Source organism: Glycomyces endophyticus, assembly GCF_039531525.1.
Taxonomy (GTDB): domain Bacteria; phylum Actinomycetota; class Actinomycetes; order Mycobacteriales; family Micromonosporaceae; genus Glycomyces; species Glycomyces endophyticus.
Genome location: NZ_BAAAQF010000007.1, coordinates 150,390 through 169,986, shown reverse-complemented (window position 1 = coordinate 169,986; position 19,597 = coordinate 150,390). Strand labels below are relative to the sequence as shown.

Annotated in this window: 21 protein-coding genes and 1 tRNA gene; 12 read left to right on the top strand and 10 right to left on the bottom strand. The window is 72.4% G+C overall.

The annotated features are described in order from the left end of the window. Positions 1–27 precede the first annotated feature (27 nt). The 3 genes from ABD419_RS12125 (at position 28) to ABD419_RS12115 (ending at position 3,489) form a co-directional block, all read left to right on the top strand. Positions 28–972 carry a hypothetical protein gene (locus ABD419_RS12125; protein WP_344486519.1) on the top strand — a complete coding sequence of 315 codons (945 nt, stop codon included), beginning with the start codon at positions 28–30 and terminating at the stop codon, positions 970–972. Between the two features lie 178 nt (positions 973–1,150). After that, on the top strand, positions 1,151–2,290 hold the full coding sequence (locus ABD419_RS12120) for an LCP family protein (RefSeq protein WP_344486516.1): 1,140 nt from the start codon (positions 1,151–1,153) through the stop codon (positions 2,288–2,290). Positions 2,291–2,370: 80 nt separating this feature from the next. After that, entirely contained in the window at positions 2,371–3,489 is a 1,119-nt protein-coding gene (locus tag ABD419_RS12115; RefSeq protein WP_344486513.1) for an LCP family protein, read from the top strand. Between the two features lie 103 nt (positions 3,490–3,592). On the opposite strand, the gene ABD419_RS12110 is transcribed toward ABD419_RS12115, so the two are convergent. The 5 genes from ABD419_RS12110 to ABD419_RS12090 all read right to left on the bottom strand — a co-directional run bounded on the left by ABD419_RS12110 (position 3,593) and on the right by ABD419_RS12090 (position 8,520). Beyond that, entirely contained in the window at positions 3,593–3,850 is a 258-nt protein-coding gene (locus tag ABD419_RS12110; RefSeq protein ID WP_344486510.1) for a hypothetical protein, read from the bottom strand. 127 nt (positions 3,851–3,977) lie between these two features. Further along, the gene (locus ABD419_RS12105; protein WP_344486507.1) at positions 3,978–4,835 is read right to left on the bottom strand and encodes a siderophore-interacting protein; all 858 of its coding nucleotides are present in this window, start codon (positions 4,833–4,835) and stop codon (positions 3,978–3,980) included. Between the two features lie 813 nt (positions 4,836–5,648). Beyond that, a complete protein-coding gene (locus ABD419_RS12100; RefSeq protein ID WP_344486504.1) occupies positions 5,649–7,616 on the bottom strand; it encodes an FtsX-like permease family protein in 1,968 nt (655 codons plus the stop codon). Further along, positions 7,613–8,383 (bottom strand): ABC transporter ATP-binding protein, encoded by a 771-nt coding sequence (locus ABD419_RS12095; protein WP_344486501.1) that lies wholly within the window; start codon positions 8,381–8,383, stop codon positions 7,613–7,615. Before ABD419_RS12095 ends, ABD419_RS12100 begins: the two co-directional genes overlap by 4 nt. An 8-nt stretch (positions 8,384–8,391) precedes the next feature. Continuing rightward, positions 8,392–8,520, bottom strand: coding sequence for a hypothetical protein (locus ABD419_RS12090; RefSeq protein WP_344486498.1), 129 nt, complete (start codon positions 8,518–8,520; stop codon positions 8,392–8,394). Between the two features lie 114 nt (positions 8,521–8,634). Between ABD419_RS12090 and ABD419_RS12085 the strand changes: the two genes are divergently transcribed. Further along, on the top strand, positions 8,635–9,837 hold the full coding sequence (locus tag ABD419_RS12085; RefSeq protein ID WP_344486495.1) for a sensor histidine kinase: 1,203 nt from the start codon (positions 8,635–8,637) through the stop codon (positions 9,835–9,837). A 90-nt stretch (positions 9,838–9,927) separates the two neighbouring features. Here the strand turns inward: ABD419_RS12085 and ABD419_RS12080 are convergent. Then, positions 9,928–10,012: transfer RNA gene (locus tag ABD419_RS12080), tRNA-Tyr, on the bottom strand. 221 nt (positions 10,013–10,233) lie between these two features. On the opposite strand from ABD419_RS12080, the gene ABD419_RS12075 reads away from it, so the two are divergent. Next, complete coding sequence (locus ABD419_RS12075) at positions 10,234–10,725, top strand: YajQ family cyclic di-GMP-binding protein (RefSeq protein ID WP_344486492.1); 492 nt, start codon at positions 10,234–10,236, stop codon at positions 10,723–10,725. A gap of 4 nt (positions 10,726–10,729) precedes the next feature. Next, positions 10,730–10,903: a hypothetical protein gene (locus tag ABD419_RS12070; RefSeq protein ID WP_344486489.1), complete on the top strand. Its 174-nt coding sequence runs from the start codon at positions 10,730–10,732 to the stop codon at positions 10,901–10,903. Positions 10,904–10,912: 9 nt separating this feature from the next. Here the strand turns inward: ABD419_RS12070 and recD2 are convergent, their stop codons facing one another. Continuing rightward, positions 10,913–13,123 (bottom strand): SF1B family DNA helicase RecD2, encoded by a 2,211-nt coding sequence (gene recD2, locus ABD419_RS12065; RefSeq protein WP_344486486.1) that lies wholly within the window; start codon positions 13,121–13,123, stop codon positions 10,913–10,915. 130 nt (positions 13,124–13,253) lie between these two features. Here recD2 and ABD419_RS12060 point away from each other — a divergent pair, with 130 nt between their 5' ends. After that, a complete protein-coding gene (locus ABD419_RS12060; protein ID WP_344486483.1) occupies positions 13,254–13,931 on the top strand; it encodes an exonuclease domain-containing protein in 678 nt (225 codons plus the stop codon). Positions 13,932–13,982: 51 nt separating this feature from the next. On the opposite strand, the gene ABD419_RS12055 is transcribed toward ABD419_RS12060, so the two are convergent. Further along, positions 13,983–14,711, bottom strand: a complete 729-nt coding sequence (locus ABD419_RS12055) for a hypothetical protein (protein ID WP_344486480.1) — start codon at positions 14,709–14,711, stop codon at positions 13,983–13,985. A 408-nt stretch (positions 14,712–15,119) separates the two neighbouring features. On the opposite strand from ABD419_RS12055, the gene ABD419_RS12050 reads away from it, so the two are divergent. Genes ABD419_RS12050 through ABD419_RS12035 form a run of 4 tightly spaced genes read left to right on the top strand, consistent with a single transcriptional unit; the run spans position 15,120 to position 18,162 of the window. After that, on the top strand, positions 15,120–15,617 hold the full coding sequence (locus ABD419_RS12050) for a CarD family transcriptional regulator (protein ID WP_205325932.1): 498 nt from the start codon (positions 15,120–15,122) through the stop codon (positions 15,615–15,617). A 25-nt stretch (positions 15,618–15,642) separates the two neighbouring features. Beyond that, positions 15,643–16,125, top strand: a complete 483-nt coding sequence (gene ispF, locus ABD419_RS12045; RefSeq protein ID WP_344486478.1) for a 2-C-methyl-D-erythritol 2,4-cyclodiphosphate synthase — start codon at positions 15,643–15,645, stop codon at positions 16,123–16,125. A 22-nt stretch (positions 16,126–16,147) separates the two neighbouring features. Further along, positions 16,148–17,014: a tetratricopeptide repeat protein gene (locus ABD419_RS12040; RefSeq protein ID WP_344486475.1), complete on the top strand. Its 867-nt coding sequence runs from the start codon at positions 16,148–16,150 to the stop codon at positions 17,012–17,014. A gap of 56 nt (positions 17,015–17,070) precedes the next feature. Then, a complete protein-coding gene (locus ABD419_RS12035; protein WP_344486472.1) occupies positions 17,071–18,162 on the top strand; it encodes a fumarylacetoacetate hydrolase family protein in 1,092 nt (363 codons plus the stop codon). A 66-nt stretch (positions 18,163–18,228) separates the two neighbouring features. Here the strand turns inward: ABD419_RS12035 and ABD419_RS12030 are convergent, their stop codons facing one another. After that, a complete protein-coding gene (locus ABD419_RS12030) occupies positions 18,229–18,726 on the bottom strand; it encodes a RidA family protein (protein WP_344486469.1) in 498 nt (165 codons plus the stop codon). A 2-nt stretch (positions 18,727–18,728) separates the two neighbouring features. Further along, positions 18,729–18,887, bottom strand: a complete 159-nt coding sequence (gene sp36 / locus ABD419_RS12025; protein WP_091049070.1) for a Sp36 family protein — start codon at positions 18,885–18,887, stop codon at positions 18,729–18,731. A 114-nt stretch (positions 18,888–19,001) separates the two neighbouring features. Here sp36 and ABD419_RS12020 point away from each other — a divergent pair, with 114 nt between their 5' ends. Continuing rightward, positions 19,002–19,586, top strand: a complete 585-nt coding sequence (locus tag ABD419_RS12020; protein ID WP_344486462.1) for a hypothetical protein — start codon at positions 19,002–19,004, stop codon at positions 19,584–19,586. Positions 19,587–19,597 lie beyond the last annotated feature (11 nt).

The following is a 19,597-nucleotide window of genomic DNA, read 5'->3' as shown; positions in this document are numbered from 1 at the left end:
TTGCCCGAAATGGAAGGATGGTGGGCTTTGCTCCCTGCGTGTCCGTGCACGTCCTGCGGCGAGCCGCTGCCGGTGGCCCCGGGTGCGACCGTCCTGGCCTGCGACGCCTGCGGGACGGCGCTGTACGGGCGGCCCGCGGCGCGGCGGCTGGTGGACCCGGACTGGACGGCGCTGCCGCCCAAGGCGACGGGCCGGTACGCGGACGACACGCCGGAGCCGCTCACCCTCCCCGACGCGATGGTGCCGTTCAGGATCGACCGGGCGACGGCGCGGCGGCTGCTGCGGGACTCGGCGCGGCGGTGGTTCGCGCCGCGGGCGTTCCGGCGGGTGGACGAGTCGGAGTCGTTCCGGGCGGCGTACCTGCCGCACTGGGTGTGGGGGGCGTGGACGCGGTCGCGGTACCGGGCGGCGCGCGGGGACTTCCACTGGTCGCGGGCGGGCCGGTCGGGGGCGGCGCACGGGAGCCGGGTGCGGGGCGTGCGGTGGCGTCCGGCGGCGGGGACGGTGGACCGGGCGTTCGCCGACGTGGTGGTGCCGGCGACGGTGCGGGTGGACGCGGCGATGCTCGCGGACCTGCTGCGGGACTGGGACCTGGGGGCCGCGGTGCCGTTCGCGCCGGCGCTCCTGGAGGGCCGGTGGGTGCAGCGGTACGACCTGGAGCCGGAGGTCGGCCTGGAGCTGGCGAAGGCGCGGATGGCGGCCGAGGTGGAGCGGGAGGTGCGCGGCCTGGTCGGCGGGGACGCGCAGCACGTGCCGGTGATCGAGACGGCGTACGCGGGGCTGGGGTACCGGCTGGTGCTGCTGCCGGTGTGGCTGGCGTCGTACCCGTACCGGGGCCGGCGGCGGATGGTGGCGGTGCACGGGGAGACGGGCCGGGTGGTGGCCGAGCGTCCGTGGAGCGGGACGAAGCTCGGAATCGCGTTCACGCTCGCAGCAACTGTGGCAGGCGTCATACTGTATTCGGTCGTGTAATCCGTTTTCGTCCGGACCGGGAGCCGGACGGGATGGTATGCGAAGCGGTTACCGGATGAACATGAACTACTGTCGGGTGAACGCAACCCCGCTGGTGAACCGTGCGTGTTCCCCGGAGAGCGGGCCAGCCTCCCCCGGCTGCGCCGCGACACCCCACCTGTAGTTCCCGGGAGAGGCAATGAGCGAACCGGTCAAGCATGCCGCCAAGGCGTCCTCGCCTTGGTGGGCGAAGGCCATGGTCATCAGCGGTTCGATGGTCATGGTCGTCGCCGGCGGCGGCGCGATCGCGGCCCAGGTCAGCCTCAACCTGGTGAACAACTCGGTGAACCAGGAGGACCTCCTGGGCGACCAGCGCGTCGAGGCCGAGGAGGGCGCCGCGATCGAGGGGCCCCTGAACTTCCTGGTCCTGGGCACCGACGAGCGCGTGGACGCGGGCGGCGAGGCGCGCACCGACGCCGACATCATCGTGCACCTCAACGCGGACCTGACGCAGGTCTCGATGATCTCCCTCCCGCGCGACCTGCTGGTGGACATCCCCTCGGGCATCCCGGCGGAGCAGACGAAGCTCACGGAGGCGTTCGCGTACTCCGAGGACTGGGGCGAGTCGTTCCAGAACACCGCCGAGACCATCACGAACCTGACCGGCATCCAGTTCGACGGCGGCGCGATCGCGAACTTCGAGGGCTTCCTGCAGATGGTCGACGAGCTGGGCACCATCGAGCTGTGCCCGTGGCACGAGATCACCTCGATCCACACGGACAAGACGTTCGAGGCGGGGTGCGCCGAGTACGACAAGAAGGACGCGCTCGACCTGGTGCGCCAGCGGTACGGGTGGGACTCCGAGGAGGACTACGCGAACGGCACCTGGGGCGACTTCGGGCGCCAGAAGATGCAGCAGCAGGCCATCAAGAAGATCCTGGAGCGGGCCAAGGAGCAGGGGTACGCGACGAACCCCGTCAAGGCCGTGGAGCTGCTGAACTCCTTCGGCGACGCGCTCACCGTCGACGTCGGCGGGTACAACCTGGTGGACATGATCACGCAGATGCGCGACGTCGACCCGAACGAGATCCTGTCGATCGGCACGCCGTCCTCGGAGGGCAGCATCAACGGCACGTCGTACGTGCTCATCCACGAGGGCACCGACGAGGAGGTCGCCTCGGACGCCCTGTGGGAGGCGATCGCGACCGACACCGTGAACGAGTGGGCGTGCGCGTACCCCGACTGGCTCAGCGGCGACTCCGCCCCCGACTGCGCCGCGCCGCCGACGACCGCCACCTCCGCGACCCCTAGCGACGCCGCCACCGAGACCGCCGATTAGCCTGGATCGCGACGCAACCGGGGGGCGTTACCAAAGCGTTATCAATACGGGATGATGCTCGACCGACCTCTGGGAGAGGCATGGCAGTGAAGAGCGGCGCACCCTGGTGGGCCCACCTGATGATGTACGCCGGCGGCGTGACGATGGTCGTCGCCGGGGCCACCGCGGGGATAGCCCAGTACGCCCTCCACACCGCGAACAACACGATCGAGGCGGAGGACATCCTCGGCGACAACCGCGCCGAGATGGACGTCGAGGACATCTCCGGTCCGCTGAACATCCTCGTGCTCGGCGTCGACAAGCAGGGCGGCTCGACCCGGTCGGACACCATGATCATGGTGCACGTCAACGCGGACCTCACCGAGGTCTCGATGGTGTCGCTGCCCCGCGACCTGTACGTGGAGATCCCCGACTGCGGCCCCGACTGGGGCAACAACACCTGCTTCCAGAAGCTCAACCACGCCGCGTCGATCTCCGACGACTGGGACGTCACCCGCGCGAACGTCGTCGACACGATCTACAACCTCACCGGCGTCGAGTTCCACATGGGCGCCACGGTCGACTTCGAGGGCTTCATGGACCTCGTCGACCTCGTCGAGGAGATCGAGCTGTGCCCGTGGCACGAGATCACCTCGATCCACGGCGACAACCGCGTCTTCCCCGAGGGCTGCAACTACTACAACAAGGAGGAGGCCCTCGACCTCATCCGCCAGCGCTACCCGTGGGACGACCCCGAGGACTACGAGAGCGGCCTGTGGGGCGACTACGGCCGCCAGGCGATGCAGCAGCAGGCCATCAAGGCGCTCATCAAGGAGCTGAAGGCCGACGGCTACGCCTCGGACCCGACGCGCCTCACCCAGGTCCTCGAGGGCCTGGAGGGCAAGCTGACGATGGACCTCCCCGACGGCCTGAGCGCCGTCGACCTGGCCCTGAACCTGCGCGACCTCAACCCCGAGGACATCACCTCGATCCGCGTCCCGGCGACGTCCCAGGAGACCGAGGTCGGCTCCTCCGAGGTGATCGCCGAGGGCGAGCAGCAGATCGCGGCGGACGCGCTGTGGGAGGCGCTCCAGAACGACACGATGACCGAGTGGATCGCCCAGTACCCGGAGTGGGTCAAGCAGACCGGCAACAACACCGCCCCCACGACGGAGGAGCCCGCGGGCGAGGAGACCTCCTCGGAGGCGACCACCGACTGAGCCGCACACCCGAGCAGCAGAGCGGGGCCGCCTCTTCCGAGGCGGCCCCGCTCGCATGTCCGGGCGGCGTCGTCGCGACCCCCGCGGACCGCGGTCTCCGGTGTCAGGAGTGCTTGGCGATCTCGGCCGAGTTGCGGGCCTCTTCGAGCTTCGTGACGAGCGCGGCGGCCATGGCGCTGGTCTCCTCCAGCTGCTCCTTGCCGAGGTTGAGGGCGTTCGCGGCCGCTTCGATCCCGAGGGACTGGAGCTGCCCGAGGACCTCGTCGACCTGGGCCTTGCTGGCCTCGATCTGACCCTGGAGTTCGTTCACCGCATCGACGTTCGCGCTGATGGAGGTGAGGACTTCATCGATGCTCGCCACTGTCGGGCCTTTCTCTCAGGGGTCCGGGGGGCCGCCCGCGCCGCGCACGTTCAGCACCGGCGACCTTACCCGAAACCGGCCCCGAGCGCAGCCCCCGCAACCGGCATCCACAATGGACCAGGGCGCGTTACGCCTTGCCGCCCTTGGCCTTGTCGGCCTCATCAGCCTCGTCCACGGCATTCCAGTCGCGCTTGGAGGACTGCCAGCCGTCCTCGTTGTGCCCGACCCGCCAATACCCGGAGATCGAGAGGCGCTCGCGCGGGACCTCCCGCTCGAAGCGCAGGTAGCGGCGGATCTCGCGCACGAACCCGGCCTCGCCGTGCACGAACGCCTGCACCTCGGCCGACGGGAACTCGAAGCCCCGCACCGCGTCCACGAGCCGGCTCCCCACGGCGGCCTCGCCGCGGTGGAGCCAGAAGACGGAGACGTCCCCGGCGGACTTGAGCTGCTGCTCCTCCTCGGGCCCTTCGACTTCCAGGAACACGAACGCGCGCGCGCCGGGCGAGAGCCGCTCGACAGCGGAGGCGATGGCGGGCAGTGCGCTCTCGTCGCCGGCGAGCAGGTGCCAGTCGGCGTCGGCCCCGGGCGCGTACCCGCCGCCGGGCCCGGCGAACCGCAGCAGCGCCCCCGGCCGGGCGCTCGCGGCCCAGGGCCCGGCGACGCCCTCGTCGCCGTGGTAGACGAAGTCGATCCACAGCTCCCGCGCGGCGGGGTCCCAGCGGCGCACGGTGTAGGTGCGGGTCACCGGCCACTGCTCGCGCGGGTACTCCTCGCGGATCCGGCCGAGGTCGAACGGCTCGGGGTACGCGACGCCCTCCACCGGGAACTGAAGCTTCACGTAGTGGTCGGTGAAGTCGCCGCACTCGAAGTCCGCGAGCCCCTCCCCGCCCAGGACCACGCGGATCATGTGCGGAGTGACCCGCTCGGTCCGCAGGACCTCGGCAGTCTTCAGGTTCGGACTCCTGCGCTCACGGCGTTCAGCCATACCGGCTCCCTTGCTCAAAGCGGCTCACACGTCCACTCGGCGAGGCCCTCGAGCCGCGAGGTCGGCCCCGTCGAGACGATCGTGGTTAGGTCCCCCTAACCATCACACTCTCAGTTGTACCCCGCCGCCCCACCACCCCGCCCGCCCCGACCCGCCCGAATCCGGTCCTCACTCCCGCCTTAGTCGGACCTTCCGCCCCAATACCGCCGCCACCAGCCCGGACAAAAGTTATCCACAGGCGGAAAACCCATCCTGTACAGCTCTTCCGCAACCTGTGATTGTTGGTAGCAAAAACACCTTCCTCCTGGTGGTGGTTGGAGGAGGAGGGAGGTGGTGCCGGTGTCGGCAGGACTGGCGGTGAATGTGGGATACCCCGGGGGCCGCCCCCGAAGACCGCGCGGGAGTGCACTCCCGCGCGGCTCCTGCCGACACACACCTCGCGAGGTGAACAGAAGAAAGTGCGGGCGCATCGACACCCAGCCGATGCGCCCGCACCAAACCAGCACACCACAACCCGAACCAGCCACAGGGCCCAATCAGCCCCGCGCCAGGCAACCAGCCGATCCGAGCCCGACCACAGACCCGCCAGGCCCGACCCGGCCGAACCAGGCCGGCATAACCCGTGCCAGACCCGACCCGGCCTCGCCCGCCCGGTGGGGCTAGGTCGAAGTCGAACCTGCCCCGCCAGGCCCGGCTCGCCCAACCAAGCCCGGGCAGACCCGGCCCGGCCCCACCGGGCGGGGCCGGGTCGGGCCCGCCCGTAGTGGGGCTCGGTCGTACCAGCCGAACCCGGCCGGGCCGAGCTTCTCGGCGCTAGTCGGGCCGAGGGCTCACGTCTTCCATGACCGAGCGGAGCAGCGGCCGGGAGAGGGCCCCGGCGGCGATCACCGATGCGGTGCCGATTGCGAGCGTGGCCCCGAGGATCAGGGCCCCGCTGACGTCGAAGCCCATCGCGCCGATGACAGGGGCGGTCAGGAGCATCCCGGTCAGGACCGAGGCCCCGCCGAGGAATGCCAAGGGCAGCACGGTCTCCTGGCGGCGGGCCTGGTCGAGGACCCGTTGCGGGGTGCCGGCGAGGTGGAGGAGGCGGTAGGTCTGGCGGCGGTCGAGGACCGAGCCGATGGCGCTGATCGCGGCCGAGACGGCCGCGGTCGCGAAGACCACCGCGAGGACCACGGTCACGCCGATGCGGACCGAGCCGACGAGCCGGTTCGACATGATGCTGGAGTCGATCTCCCGCTCGGGCGGGTCGCCGGGGAGGGCCGCGGTCATGGTGGTGCGCACCGATTCGAGGTCCGCGCCCGAGGTGGTCGCCTCGATGACGGCCGAATCGCCGTCGGCCGTCAAGTACCCGCTGCTGTCGACGACCTCGACTTCGGCCCGGTCGCCGAGTTCGGCCGACAGGGCCGCCGCCAGCGCTTCGGCGTCGGCGGCGGGGACCATCGCGGCGATCTGCTCGGTGGACTGCGCGCTGGTGTCGGTCACGAGCATCGGGAACAGCGCGACCGAACCGGCGATGAAGCCCGCGATCGCGACACCGGACACGGTGCGCCAGGCGGCCTTCGGGTCCTCGGCGAGGCGGCGGGCGGCGAGGAGCCGCGCGGGGCCCTTCGCGGTGCGCGCCAGGATCCGGCCGAGGCGCTGGACCGTCCACGGGCCGATGAGGTTCACGGCCGCGAGGGTCGCGGCGAACAGGACGATGAGGATCGCGACCGCGACCATGCTCCCGCCGACGAGCTGGGTCGCGACCATGAACATGATCGAGAGGACCACGAACACCGCCGCCCGGATCGCCCTGAGGCCCTTGGGTTTCACCCGCCGGGCCACCCCGAGGGGGCTGATCACGACGCTGCGGAGGCCGATGAGGGCCGAGCCGGCGACGAGGACCGGCACCCCGAGGGCCACGACCGCAGTCCAAGGCGCGCCGGCCCACAGGTCGGCGACGAACCAGCGGCCGCCGTCGATGGGGATGAGCGCGACCAGCGGGGTCACGAGCATCCACGCGACCGTGCCGGCCACCGACCCGGCGACCGCCGCGAGCACCGTCTCGATGAGCGTCAACCGCACGACCTGCCCGGGGGTCGCGCCGATGAGGCGGAGCGTCGCCAGGCGCTCGTCGCGCCGCGACACCGTCAACCGGGCGGCCGCGGCGCCGAACACCGCCGCCGGGACCGCCATGAGGATCGCCGCCAGCACCATCAGGATCATGTAGAAGCCGTAGACGGCGTCGGCCCGCCCCCTGGTGAACCCGTCGATCTCGCGCGGCGACACCCCGTCCGCGCTGAACCGCTCCGCGGTCATCGCCGGGTCGTCGGCGGCCCGGCCCACGACCGCGACCATCTCGTTCGGGTGCGCCAGCGCGTCCGCGCCCAGTTCTCCCGCGACCTCGACGTCGCCGTAGCGGGCGAGAAACTCCGATTCGGGCACGCCGTCGAGCAGGTCGGCCGCCGCCGGGGAGAGCCACACCTCCCCGGGTGCGGGGAACGCGTCCATGCCGGGAGGCGCGGGCGCGTCGCCGTCGAGCGCCGCGAGGTCGACCCGCGTGATCGAGTCCCCGCCGAGGTGGTCGACGGCGGTCGCGAGGATCGCCGTCCCGGTGCCGTCGGCCTCGGGCGCGTCGCGCCACGAGGTCCGGTCGCCGCGCGCGTCGAACGCGAAGTTCCCGGCGACCGCGAACTGGAGCAGCAGTGTCGCGACGGCGACGGCGAGCGCGGTCAGGCCCGTGCTCAGGAGGGCGCTGCGCCCGCCGAGCCGGGTCAGGCGCCAGGCGAGCTCGGTCATCGCCAGACCTCCACGACCGGTTCGGCGCCGAACCGGCCGTCGCCGTCGATCACCGGGCGCGAGGCGGCCGCGGCGTCGGCGAGGCCGGTGGACGCGCCGTCGCCGGTGCGCGGGGTCCCGCTGAGGCGGCCGTCGCGGATCTCGATCGTGCGCGTGCACCGGGACGCGATCCGCGGGTCGTGCGTGACGACGACGAGCGCCGCGTCGAGTTCGGCGACCGTGTCGAGGAGGACGCCCATCACCTGGTCGCCGGTGGTCCGGTCGAGCGCGCCGGTCGGCTCGTCGGCGAACACCACCGCCGGACGGACGACGAGCGCCCGCGCCAGCGCGACCCGCTGCGCCTCGCCGCCGGACAGCTCGCCGGGGCGCCGGTGCTCCTTGCCTTCGAGGCCGAGCCGCCGCAGCTGCGCGCGGGCCGGTTCGAGCGCGGCCTTGCGCGGCGTGCCGCCGAGCATGAGCGGCAGCGCCACGTTCTCCTCGGCGGGGAGTTCGGGCAGGAGCTGCCCGAACTGGAACAGGAACGCGAACCTGGTGCGCCGCAGGTGGCTGCGGGACCGCTCGGAGAGCGTGTCGATGCGCTCGTCGTAGAGGCGCACCTCCCCCGAGTCGGGCCGGATGATCCCGGCGAGGCAGTGGAGGAGGGTGGACTTGCCGGAGCCGCTGGGCCCGGTGACGGCGACCGATTCGCCGGGGGCGACGGCGAAGTCGACGCCGTCGAGCGCGGGCGCGGTCCCGAAGTGCTTGACGAGGGAGCGGGCGCTGAGCATGGGGGGCCTCATCGGCGGGCCTTTCGGTGGTCGGGCAGGAACGGCAGGGCGACGCCTGCGATGAGGAACACGGCGGTGAGCACGAGGCCCAGTGCGGTGCCGATCCCCAGGCTGAGGTTCAGGAGCACGTCGTTCATGCCGCAAGCCTCGCCCGGGAGGCCCCTGGCCTGCTTCGGCTCGGCGACGGGTTTCGGGCGCCGCGGGTCGGCCGTTCGACCGAGGGGCCCGGATTCCGGGTTACCTTCGAGCCCATGAACGCGTCCAAGACCGCCATGCCGGGCCGCTTCAGCCGGTTGGTGATGCGCCTGCTGAAGATCGGCGTCGTCTTCATGCTGATGCTCGCGCTGATCGCCGAGATGTCGTCGCACATGCCGGACGAGAAGCCGCCGTACTTCTCGTGGGTGTCGTGGGTGCAGTTCGCGACGTCGCTGTTCGCGATCGGCGTGTACGTCTGGTACCGGCCGGGCCGCAAGCACTGGATCGCGGTCGCGGCGATCGCGTCGCTGGCGGCGACGGGCATCGACGTCGTGTACGACCAGGGGCCGCGCGGCGTGGGCACGGCGGAGCTGATGGCGCTGGGTCTGCTGCTGCTGTTCGCGGTGCGGCACTGGGACGCGGCGCCGGGCCGGTGGGTGGCGTTCGCGCTGGGCGCGGCGATCCTGGTGATCGGCTGGCGCCTGTTCGTCTATCCGGGTTCGGCGGTCGGCGGGACGGTGCTGATCGGGCTGGGCATCTCGACGGTGGTCGGGTTCGGCGCGTATCTGCGGTCGATGGACAAGCTGCGGCGCGAGACGCAGGAGGAGGTGCGCCGGGCCGAGCGGCTGGAGCTGGCGCGGGAGATGCACGACTTCGTGGCGCACCACGTCACGGGCATGGTGGTGCTGGCGCAGGCGGGGCAGGTCACGGACACCGATCCGCGGAAGTCGTTCGCGGACATCGAGGAGGCGGGGCTGGCGGCGCTGGCGTCGATGCGTCGGATGGTGCGGATGCTGCGCGACGACGACGCGGGCGGGGGCGTGAACCCGCTGGGGGACCTGTCGCAGATCGAGGACCTGGTGGACCGGTTCTCGCGGGAGGGGACGGACGCGACGTGCTTCATCTCGCCGGAGCTGGCGGGCGAGGTGGCGCCGGAGATCGCGGCGACGGCGCACCGGGTGGTGCGGGAGGCGTTGACGAACGTGCGCAAGCACGCCCGGGGGGCGAGCAGGGTGCGGGTGGTGGTCGCGTCGGCGGGCGGGCACGGCCTGGAGGTGTCGGTGCGGGACGACGGCAGGCAGGCGCGGGGCCGGTTCGGCCGCGAGTCCCTGGCGCAGTCCGGTTCGGGTCTGGGCCTGGTGGGGCTGCGGGAGCGCGTGGAGGCGGTCGGGGGTCAGCTGCGGGCGCAGGAGCGGCCGGAGGGCGGCTGGGAGACGGCGGCGTGGCTGCCGCGCGAGGCGGCCCCGGTCGGGGTGTGAGCGGCCGCGTGCGGCCCCGTGGCGTCACCGCGCCGCCTAGGGGAACGCGAAGGGCCCGCTCCGGGTCTCCCCGGGCGGGCCGTCCGCTACTGGTGGCAGGTGCAGGATTCGAACCTGCGAAGTCGATGACGGCTGATTTACAGTCAGCTCCCTTTGGCCACTTGGGTAACCTGCCGTGGCTTGTAGCGAGAGCAAGAATAGCGTCCCCTCCCTGGGGGTGCGCAAGCGGGTTCTCCCCCGTTGAGACCGCGTTCACTGCCGTCCCGTCCGGGCGCGGGCGCACGGCGCGGCGGGCCCGGACTAAGCTTGGCGGTCGCGCCCCCTGCGTCGCCTCCCTACCGCTCCGGTGCGGTTCGCGGCGCTGAGCCGCCCACGACACTGGAAGGACCGGACGCCATGGCCGACGCCTCGTTCGACATCGTCTCCGAGATCGACCTCGCCGAGCTCGACAACGCGATCAACCAGGCCCAGCGCGAGCTGGGGACCAGGTTCGACTTCCGCGGCACGGGCGCGGCGGTGGACCGCAGCGGCGAGGAGGCGGCGGTGATCTCCGCCGAGACCGAGGACCGCGCGAAGGCGGCCCTGGAGGTCCTGAAGGAGAAGCTCGTCAAGCGCGGGATCTCGCTGAAGGCCCTGGACGCGTCCGAGCCGCGCCAGTCCGGCAAGGAGACGAAGATCGACGTCGCGTTCAAGCAGGGGATCTCCACCGAGGACGCGAAGAAGATCGGCAAGATCATCCGCGACGAGGGCCCCAAGGGCGTCAAGCCGCAGGTCCAGGGCGACAAGCTGCGCGTGACCGGGAAGAAGCGCGACGACCTCCAGGAGGTCATCGCGCTTCTCAAGGGCAAGGACCTCGAGGTCGCGCTCCAGTTCACGAACTACCGCTAGCGCCGTGGAGTTCTCGAACGTCCTCGCGCTCGCCCTGTTCGTCGTGGGCGGGGGCCTGGTCGGCCTCATGGTCGTGGTGACGCAGCGCTCGTACAAGAAGGACGAGCGCTCCGAGTTCTGGGTGGTCTACCCGACGGCGAAGGGCGAGCGGCCGATCGAGGCCGCCCCGAAGGACTGACCGCCGCGCCTACGCGGCGAGGCGGTGCGTGAGCCCGGTGTGGCGCTTCCCGGTTCCCGCGGTGCGCACGGCGACGGCCAGCGCCTCCCTGGACCCGACGAGGACCACGAGCCGCTTGGCGCGCGTGATCGCCGTGTACACGAGGTTGCGCTGGAGCATCGTCCACGCGCTCGTGGTCACGGGGATGACGACGGCGGGGTACTCGGAGCCCTGCGAGCGGTGGACGGTGACGGCGTACGCGTGCTGGAGCTCGTCGAGTTCGGCGAAGTCGTAGTCGACGTCCTCGTCCTCGTCGGTGCGCACGGTGAGGGTCTGGGCGACCGCGTCGACGCCCTGGACGATGCCGCCGGTGCCGTTGAACACGCCGGCGCGGCCCTTCTGGTAGTCGTTGCGGATCTGCACTACCTTGTCGCCGACGCGGAAGACGCGGCCGCCGTGGCGGCGTTCGGGCAGGCCGTCCCGGGAGGGCGTGAGCGCCTCCTGGAGGCGCGCGTTCAGGTTGCCGGCGCCGGGGCCGCCGCGGTGCATCGGGGTGAGGACCTGGACGTCGCGGACGGGGTGGAGGCCGAAGCGGGCGGGGATGCGGCGGGCGACGATCTCCACGATCCGGTCGGCGACGGCCTCGTTGTCGTCGCACGCGAACCAGAAGAAGTCGCCGTAGCCCTCCAGTTCGGGGAACCGCCCCTGGTTGACCTTGTGGGCGTTGGCGACCACGCCGGACTCGGCGGCCTGCCGGAAGATCTGCGTGAGGCGCACGCGCGGGATCGCGTCGGCGGCGAGGAGGTCGCGGAGGACTTCGCCGGCGCCGACGCTGGGCAGCTGGTCGACGTCGCCGACGAGGAGGAGGTGCGCGCCCGGCGGGACGGCCTTGACGAGCTTGTTCGCGAGGATCGTGTCGAGCATGGACGACTCGTCGACGACGAGGAGGTCGACGTCGAGCGGGTGGTCGCGGTCGTAGGCGGCGTCGCCGCCGGGCCGCAGCTCCAGCATCCGGTGGAGGGTGCGGGCCTCGAACCCGGTGAGCTCGGCGAGGCGCTTGGCGGCGCGCCCGGTCGGGGCGGCGAGCATGACCTTGGCGCCCTTGGCCCTCGCGAGCGCCACGATCGACGACACGGTGAAGCTCTTGCCGCACCCGGGCCCGCCGGTGAGGACGGCGACCCGTTCGGTGAGCGCGAGCCGCACGGCCTCGGCCTGTTCGGGGGCGAGCTCGGCGTCGCCGCGCCGCCGGAGCCACGCGAACGCCTTGTCCCAGTCGACGCCGCGGAAGGCGCCGAGGCGGTCCTCGCTCGTGCGCAGCAGCGCGAGGAGCCCGGCGGCGAGGCCGCGCTCGGCGTGGAAGAACGGCGCGAGGTACCGGGCGGGCACGGTGGACCCGCCGACGGGCACGTCCTCGGCGACGACGCGGTCGCCGGCCTCCGCGAGCGCTTCGAGCGCGGCCGCGACGGGCCCGGCGGGGAGCGCCAGGAGCTCGACGGTGTCGGCGACGAGGTTCGGGGCGGGCAGGAAGCAGTGGCCGCCGTCGGACGCCTGCGAGAGCGTGTACTGGAGGGCCGCCTTGATGCGCTCGGGCGAGTCCTCGGGGACGCCGACGGCGCGGGCGATGGCGTCGGCGGTCTTGAACCCGATGCCCCACACCTCGTTCGCGAGCCGGTACGGCTCGTTCTTGACGACGCCGATCGACGCGTCCCCGTACTGCTTGTAGACGCGCACCGCGAGCGAGGTGGAGACGTCGACGGACTGGAGGAACACCATGACCTCCTTGATGGCCCGCTGCTCCTCCCATGCGGCCGCGATCGCCTTGGTGCGCTTGGGTCCGAGCCCGGGCACCTCGGCGAGGCGGGAGGGGTCGGCGTCGATGACGTCGAGGGTGGCGGTCCCGAAGTGGGCGACGATCCGGGCGGCGGTCTTCGGCCCGACGCCCTTGACGAGCCCGGACCCGAGGTACCGCTCGATGCCCTGGACGGTCGCGGGCAGGACCGTCCGGTAGGACCGGACCTCGAACTGGCGCCCGTACTTCGGGTGGCTCGACCAGCGCCCGGTCAGCGACAGCGACTCGCCGACCTGGGCGCCCAGGAGCGGCCCGACGACGGTGACGAGGTCGGCGCCGCCGCGGGCGGGGGCGGCGCGGGCGATCGTGTACCCGGTCTCCTCGTTCGCGTACGTGACGCGTTCGAGCACCGCCTCCAGGACCGTGCCCGGCTGCCCCTGCTGCTCCGCCATCCGGCAACGCTATCCGCGGGGTCCGTCACGCTCTTTCGAACACCGGGCCGGACTTGCGTGCTTCGTGGCGGTTCATCGCGCCCCGCAGCGCATCGGCGGGTATGTCGGCGCCCCCCGGTACGGTGTGGACATGAGCGAGCGATGGTTTGAGGGGCCCCTGCTGGGGTTCGACACGGAGACGACCGGCGTCGGCCTGGACCGGGACCGGATCGTCCAGGCCGCGTTGACGACCGGCAGCGGCGACCTGGTGTGGCTGATCGACCCGGGCGTGCCGATCCCCCCGGGCGCGACCCGCGTCCACGGCATCACCGACGAGCGCGTCAAGGCGGAGGGCCGGCCCGCGGCCGAGGCGCTCGCGGAGGTCGCGGCGGCGCTGCGCGCGGCCGTCGACGCGGGCACCCCGGTGGTGGCCTTCCGCGCTGGCTTCGACTGCACGCTCCTCTCGTACGAGCTGGAGCGGCACGGCATCGAGCAGCCCGCGTGGGAGCGGATGTCGATCATCGACCCGTCGGTGCTCGACAAGCGCGTGGACAGGTACCGGCGCGGCAAGCGCACCCTCGGGGCGACGTCGGAGCAGTACGGGGTCGTGCTCGACGGCGCGCACTCGGCGGCGGGCGACGCGGCGGCCACGGTCGCGCTGGCGCGCGCGATCGGGGCGCTCTACCCGGAGGTCGGCGACCTGACCCCGCAGGAGCTGCACGTGTCGCAGATCCGCTGGCACGCCGAGGACGCGGCGAGCCTGGAGGCGTACTTCAAGCGCAAGGGGCGCGACGAGGCGGTGGACCGGCGCTGGCCGCTGTGCCGGTGAACGGCCGAGGCCCCGGTCCGAACAGGACCGGGGCCTCGACTCGAAAACCGATCAGTGGCCTTCGGCCGGTTCCTCGGGCTCGTAGTACTCGCGCTCTTCCTCGCCGGTGACGTCCTGGCCGGTGGGGAGCGCGGCCTCGGCGGTGCTGCCGTCGGAGAACTCGAAGACGACCCAGATGGTGCTCCCGACGGGGAGGTCCACGGCCAGGTCCTCGACGAGGAGGTAGGGGCCGTTCTCGACGGCCTGGTCGAGTCGGGCGTACTCGGAGGGGGCGATCGCGATGTCGATGGCGGTGTCGCCCTCGAACTCCGGCTCCTGCGGGGAGGGGGCCTCGGAGGCGGTCTCGGTGCCGTCGGTCTGGCCGTCCTCGCCGGTGGGCGTCGCGCCGCCGGGGCTCTCGGTCGGCTCCTCGACGGGGGCGGCGGGGTCGACGTAGGTGACGGTGCCGACCTCGGCGGCGCCCTGGGCGGCCTCGTCCTCGCTGGCGAAGACGGCGACGCCGGTGAGGCTGACCTCCTCGGTGCCCTCGTTGCCGATCCACACGCGCAGGGCGGCGTCGTCGCCGACGGCGTAGCCCTCGGCGGAGTCGAACTCGACCTGGAGGTCGCGCAGCGCGAGGTCGCCCTCGTCGACGTTCACTCCGGCGATCGCGCTCACCTTCAGGTCGGTCTGGGTCTCCTGGCCCGCGCCGCACGCCGAAAGCGTCGCGGCCGCTGCGCCCGCGATCGCGATGGCGGCCGCGCGACGGGCCGTGATCGCCGTCCTGATCCCCTTGGCCACTGCTGGTCCTCTCCGAGTTCCGACAGGAATGCTGACGACAGCGTAGACGACTCGCTCTCACCTCTCCCCCGGGCCGGTGCGGCGGTGGAACCTGGGTCTCACGGGGACGCCGGTCCCGTTGGGCGCGAGCGGCATCCGGCGCGGCCGGAGTGGAGGCGGCCGGTTCCGGACCGGAACGCCTCGTCCGCGGCCGCGACCGCGGCCCGGGCGGGCGCGCCCCGGGGGAGACGCCCGGCACAGCGGAGCGACCCAGGCCTCATTTGTCTCATCTGCAGGCCGCCCGAAAGCCCAAGGTGCCGTAGAGTAATCAGTCACATACCAATTGACCAGGGAATTCGTGGCGATCCGCTGTCGGGGAAAACCCCGATGACGTGTTAGGCTAGACACAGCGAAAGGGGTTTCGATCCTATGGGTTTTAGTGTCGGCGAGACCGTTGTCTACCCCCACCACGGGGCCGCACTCGTTGAAGCTGTAGAGACTCGCACCATCGGTGGTATCGAACAGGAATACCTCGTGCTGCGCGTCGAGCAGGGTGACCTCACGGTCAAGGTTCCAGCCAAGAACGTCGAGCTCGTCGGCGTCCGGGAAGTCGTCGGCGCCGAGGGCCTCGAAGAGGTCTTCGAGGTGCTGCGCGCCCCCCACACCGAGGAACCCACCAACTGGTCGCGGCGGTACAAGGCGAACGTCGAGAAGCTCGCGTCCGGCTCCCCGCTGAAAATAGCAGAGGTCGTTCGCGACCTGTGGCGGCGCGACCGCGAGCGCGGCCTGTCGGCCGGGGAGAAGCGCATGCTCTCCAAGGCACGCGAGATCCTCACCGGCGAGATCGCCCTCGCCGAGGACTGCGTGAAGGACGAGGCCGACAACATCCTCGACAAGGTCCTGCTCTCGGAGGCCCCGGTCAAGTAGCCGGCTCCGCCAGCAGACCGCCACCGTGAGCACCCACCTGCCCTACGTCGTCGGGCACGGCACCGACGTGCACCGGTTCGACGCCGACCAGCCCTGCCGCCTCGCCTGCCTCGAATGGCCCGGCGAGGCCGGGCTGGCCGGGCACTCCGACGGCGACGCCGCCGCGCACGCGGCCTGCGACGCGATGCTCTCCGCCGCCGGCCTCGGCGACCTGGGCTCCAACTACGGCACCGACCGGCCCGAATGGGCCGGCGCGTCCGGGACCGCGCTCCTCGCCGAGACCGCCCGCCGCGTCCGCGACGCCGGATGGGCGATCGGCAACGTGTCCGTGCAGGTCATCGGCAACCGCCCCAAGATCGGGCCGCGCCGATCCGAGGCGGAGGCCGCGATGGCCGACGCCGTCGGCGCCCCCGTCAGGCTCGCCGCGACCACCACCGACGGCCTGGGCTTCACCGGACGCGGCGAGGGTCTGGCCGCGACCGCGGTAGCGTTGCTGTACCAGCCCTGATCACCTGTCCGGGAGTAGACCCATGGACGAAGACCCCAAGCGCACGGTGGGCGAGCACCTCCGCAGCGCCGAGCTCCTCTTCGAGGTCGGACAGGTCGCCGACGCGCGCGCCGAGGTCGACACCGCGCTGCGGCTCGACCCCCTCGACGCCGACGCGAACGCGATGGCCGCCGCCTGCGCCCTCGCCGACCACGACCCGGACGAGGCCCTCGTGTACGCGGGCGCGGCCCTCGCCCAGACCCCCGGGCACCCGCGCGCGCTCGTCACCCGCGGCTACGCGCTCGCCGACGCCGGCCGCCGCGACGAGGCCATGCAGGCCGCCGCGAGCCTCCTGGAGCTCGACCCCGCCTCCTGGCAGCACCACATCCACTACGCGCTCATCACCCGCCGCGCCGGTGCCGCCCAGCCCGCGCTCGACGCCGCGTGGAACGCCGTCAACCTCGCCCCCGAGCAGCCCCGCACCCACCTCGCGCTCGCCGCGATCGCCGAGGACCTCGGCATGGACGACCTCGCCAAGCGCTCCCGCCGCGCCGCCGCCGACCTCGGCCACACCGGGACCGAGCCCGCGAGGCACCGCTGGAGCGGCGCCGTCGAGGACGGCGCCGGACTCACCGGCGGCATCGCCCCCGCCGTCAGGTCCGCCCGCCGCCCCGCCTGGGTCGACGCCTCGAAGGACGACCCGCACTGGCGCGAGAAGATCTGGGGGCCCGGGGTCTTCCGCGGCGCCCTCGGCCGCTCGATCCTCCTCGGCCTCGCCGTCGTGTTCGCCGTCCCCGCACTTCTCGGCACCGAGATCGCCACCGGCCCGCGCGTGTGCTTCGCGGCCGTCGCCGCCGCCGCATGGGTGGGTTGGTTCACAGTTATGCGCCGTCACCGCAACCCCGAGTGACCTCCGGCCGCCCGCGCTCGTTACTCCATCACCACCGATCCGATGGAGGACGACAAGTGACCACGTGCTGGGTTCCCGGGGCCGACGAAAGCCCCTTCAACATCCACAATCTCCCGTTCGGGGTCTTCTCGACCGCCGACGAGACGCTGCCGCGGATCGGCGTGCGCATCGGCGACCAGATCCTCGACATGCACAAGGCGGTCCTCTCCGGCGACTGCCAGACCTGCGCCGCGTGCACCGCCCTGCGCGACCCCGCGCTCAACCGGCTGCTGTCGCTCGGCAAGCCCGCGTGGAAGCAGGTCCGCGCCCAGGTCCAGGAGGCCCTGACCGAACCGAGCCTGCAGGACGTCGCGTCCGAGTGGCTCACCCCGATCGGCGAGGCGATCATGCACGCCCCGCTCCTGGTCACCGACTACGTCGACTTCACCATGCGCGCCAAGGACTCCGACCGGGTGTACCCGCGCGCCTCCAACGGCCGCCCCTCGACGCTCATCCCCTCCGGGATGGACCTCGTGCGCCCCGCCGGGCACCGCCTCGAGGACGGCCGGGCCGTGTTCGGCCCCACCCGCGCCCTCGACATCGAGGCCGAGGTCGGGTTCATCGTCGGCGGCGAGTCCGAGATCGGCCGCCCCGTGTCCCCCGACGAGTTCGAGGACTACGTGTTCGGCGCGGTCCTCCTCAACGACTGGACCGCCCGCGACTTCCAGGAGCTGGAGACCGACGGCCTCGGCCCGGTCGCCTCCAAGTCCTTCGCGACCTCCATGAGCGCCTGGGTCACCCCGATCGAGTCGCTCAGCGCGGCCCGCACGGCCGCACCCCAGCCCGCCGCCGACATGGCCTCCTACCTGAAGGAGTCCGACCGGTACGGCTTCGACCTGCACCTGAACATCGAGGTCAACGGGGTCGCGGTCGCCGGCGCCGACTTCGCCGAGGCGTGCTGGACGCCCGCGCAGCAGCTCGCGCAGCTCACCGCCAGCGGCGCGCTCCTGCGCTCCGGCCTCATGTTCGGCTCCGGCGAGGCCGTCACCGGCCGCTGGAACCTCGAGAACGGCGACGTCGTCAAGGTGACCGCGTCCGCGCCCGGACCGCGCGGCACCACCGTCGCCCTCGGCGAGGTCGAGACCCGCGTCCTCCCGTCCATCACCTGAACCGGATGGTGAAAACCGGTCGGTCCCGAGACGGGACCGACCGGTGACATCCGGATCAGGAGGCGCCTAGACCAGCACGGTCTTCGCGCTCGGGGCGAGCCGGGCGATCAGCTCGACCTCGACCGGGGCGTCCAGCGGCAGCACCGCGACCCCCACCGCGCTCCGCGCGTGCGTCCCGGCCTCCCCGAACACCTCCCCCAGCAGCTCCGAAGCTCCGTTCACGACCTTCGGCTGACCGGTGAAGTCCGGCGCCGACGCCACGAAGCCCACGACCTTCACGATCTGGACGACGCGGTCGAGCGGCGCCACCGAGGCCACCGCGGCGAGCGCGTTCAGCGCGCAGATCCGCGCCAGGTCGTACGCCTGGCCGGGGTCGACCTCCGCGCCGACCTTCCCGGTCGCGACCAGGGCCCCGGCGACCATCGGCAGCTGCCCCGAGGTGTACACGTACTCCCCCGACAGCACGGCCGGCTGGTACGCGGCCACCGGCGGCACGACCGCCGGGAGCTCCAGTCCGAGGCGCGCGAGCGCCTCCTCGACGGAGCCGTTCTCGACAGCGGCCACGGCTACTGCTCCTTCTTGCGCTTGAAGTACGCCACCAGCTGCTCCGAGTTCTGGCCGGGCAGGACCGTGACCAGCTCCCAGCCGTCCTCACCGAACGTATCGAGGATCATCTTGGTGTTGTGGATCAGCAGCGGTGCCGTGAGGTACTCCCATTTCTCCATGCGCCCACAGTACGGCGTCTTGATTCGCCCGCGGCGCACCGCTACGCTCAGAGTGCGTCGCCTCCCCGAAGAGTCCCGCGGCCTCAGGCTGCACCAGTGAACCAGGGAGTCCCCATGTCCGCAGACACTGCGGCGCAGTCGCCGGACGCCGCCGCCGAGCCCGTGCGCGAAGACACCGCCGAGCGCCCGTCCGCGCAGGTCCCGAGGCAGGAGCCCGCCCCGCGCCGGCCCGCCGCACCCGATGCGGGCCCCGGACGCCGCGGCGACCGGTCGGGCCTGCTGTGGACGGCCGTCACGGCCGCCGCTGCGGTCCTGTTCTGCGCCGCGCTCGTGTTCGGCGCGACCCGCCTGTTCATCGGCGACACCGCCGGCGACGTCACCGACTCGCCCGAGCGGACCGTCGCCGCGTTCCTCGGCGCGCTCCTGGACGAGCGCGACGCCGACGCCGCCGCGGCCTGGCTGTGCACCGACAAGGCGGACCGGGACTTGAGCGAGGCCGTCGCGGCGATGTCGGCCGCCGAAGGCGGCCGCGGCTTCGAATGGGCCGAGGTCGCCGAGACCGGCCGCTCCGTGGGTGCGGCGACCGTCACCGCCGAGATCGGCATCGACGGCAGCGCGTCCCCGGCGACCTGGGAGTTCACGCTCGTGGCCGAGGAAGGCGCTCCCCAATGGCTCATCTGCGGAATCGCCGCCGGATGACTAGACTCCGA

Coding starts and splice junctions, on each gene's coding strand:
- ABD419_RS12095 (WP_344486501.1), bottom strand. CDS start 8,383: ATGCTCAGCGCCCGCTCCCTCGTCAAGCACTTCGGGACCGCGCCCGCG.
- ABD419_RS12050 (WP_205325932.1), top strand. CDS start 15,120: ATGGGTTTTAGTGTCGGCGAGACCGTTGTCTACCCCCACCACGGGGCC.
- ABD419_RS12020 (WP_344486462.1), top strand. CDS start 19,002: ATGTCCGCAGACACTGCGGCGCAGTCGCCGGACGCCGCCGCCGAGCCC.
- ABD419_RS12040 (WP_344486475.1), top strand. CDS start 16,148: ATGGACGAAGACCCCAAGCGCACGGTGGGCGAGCACCTCCGCAGCGCC.
- ABD419_RS12085 (WP_344486495.1), top strand. CDS start 8,635: ATGAACGCGTCCAAGACCGCCATGCCGGGCCGCTTCAGCCGGTTGGTG.
- ABD419_RS12060 (WP_344486483.1), top strand. CDS start 13,254: ATGAGCGAGCGATGGTTTGAGGGGCCCCTGCTGGGGTTCGACACGGAG.
- ABD419_RS12100 (WP_344486504.1), bottom strand. CDS start 7,616: ATGACCGAGCTCGCCTGGCGCCTGACCCGGCTCGGCGGGCGCAGCGCC.
- recD2 (WP_344486486.1), bottom strand. CDS start 13,123: ATGGCGGAGCAGCAGGGGCAGCCGGGCACGGTCCTGGAGGCGGTGCTC.
- ABD419_RS12120 (WP_344486516.1), top strand. CDS start 1,151: ATGAGCGAACCGGTCAAGCATGCCGCCAAGGCGTCCTCGCCTTGGTGG.
- ABD419_RS12090 (WP_344486498.1), bottom strand. CDS start 8,520: ATGAACGACGTGCTCCTGAACCTCAGCCTGGGGATCGGCACCGCACTG.
- ABD419_RS12075 (WP_344486492.1), top strand. CDS start 10,234: ATGGCCGACGCCTCGTTCGACATCGTCTCCGAGATCGACCTCGCCGAG.
- sp36 (WP_091049070.1), bottom strand. CDS start 18,887: ATGGAGAAATGGGAGTACCTCACGGCACCGCTGCTGATCCACAACACC.
- ABD419_RS12105 (WP_344486507.1), bottom strand. CDS start 4,835: ATGGCTGAACGCCGTGAGCGCAGGAGTCCGAACCTGAAGACTGCCGAG.
- ABD419_RS12115 (WP_344486513.1), top strand. CDS start 2,371: ATGGCAGTGAAGAGCGGCGCACCCTGGTGGGCCCACCTGATGATGTAC.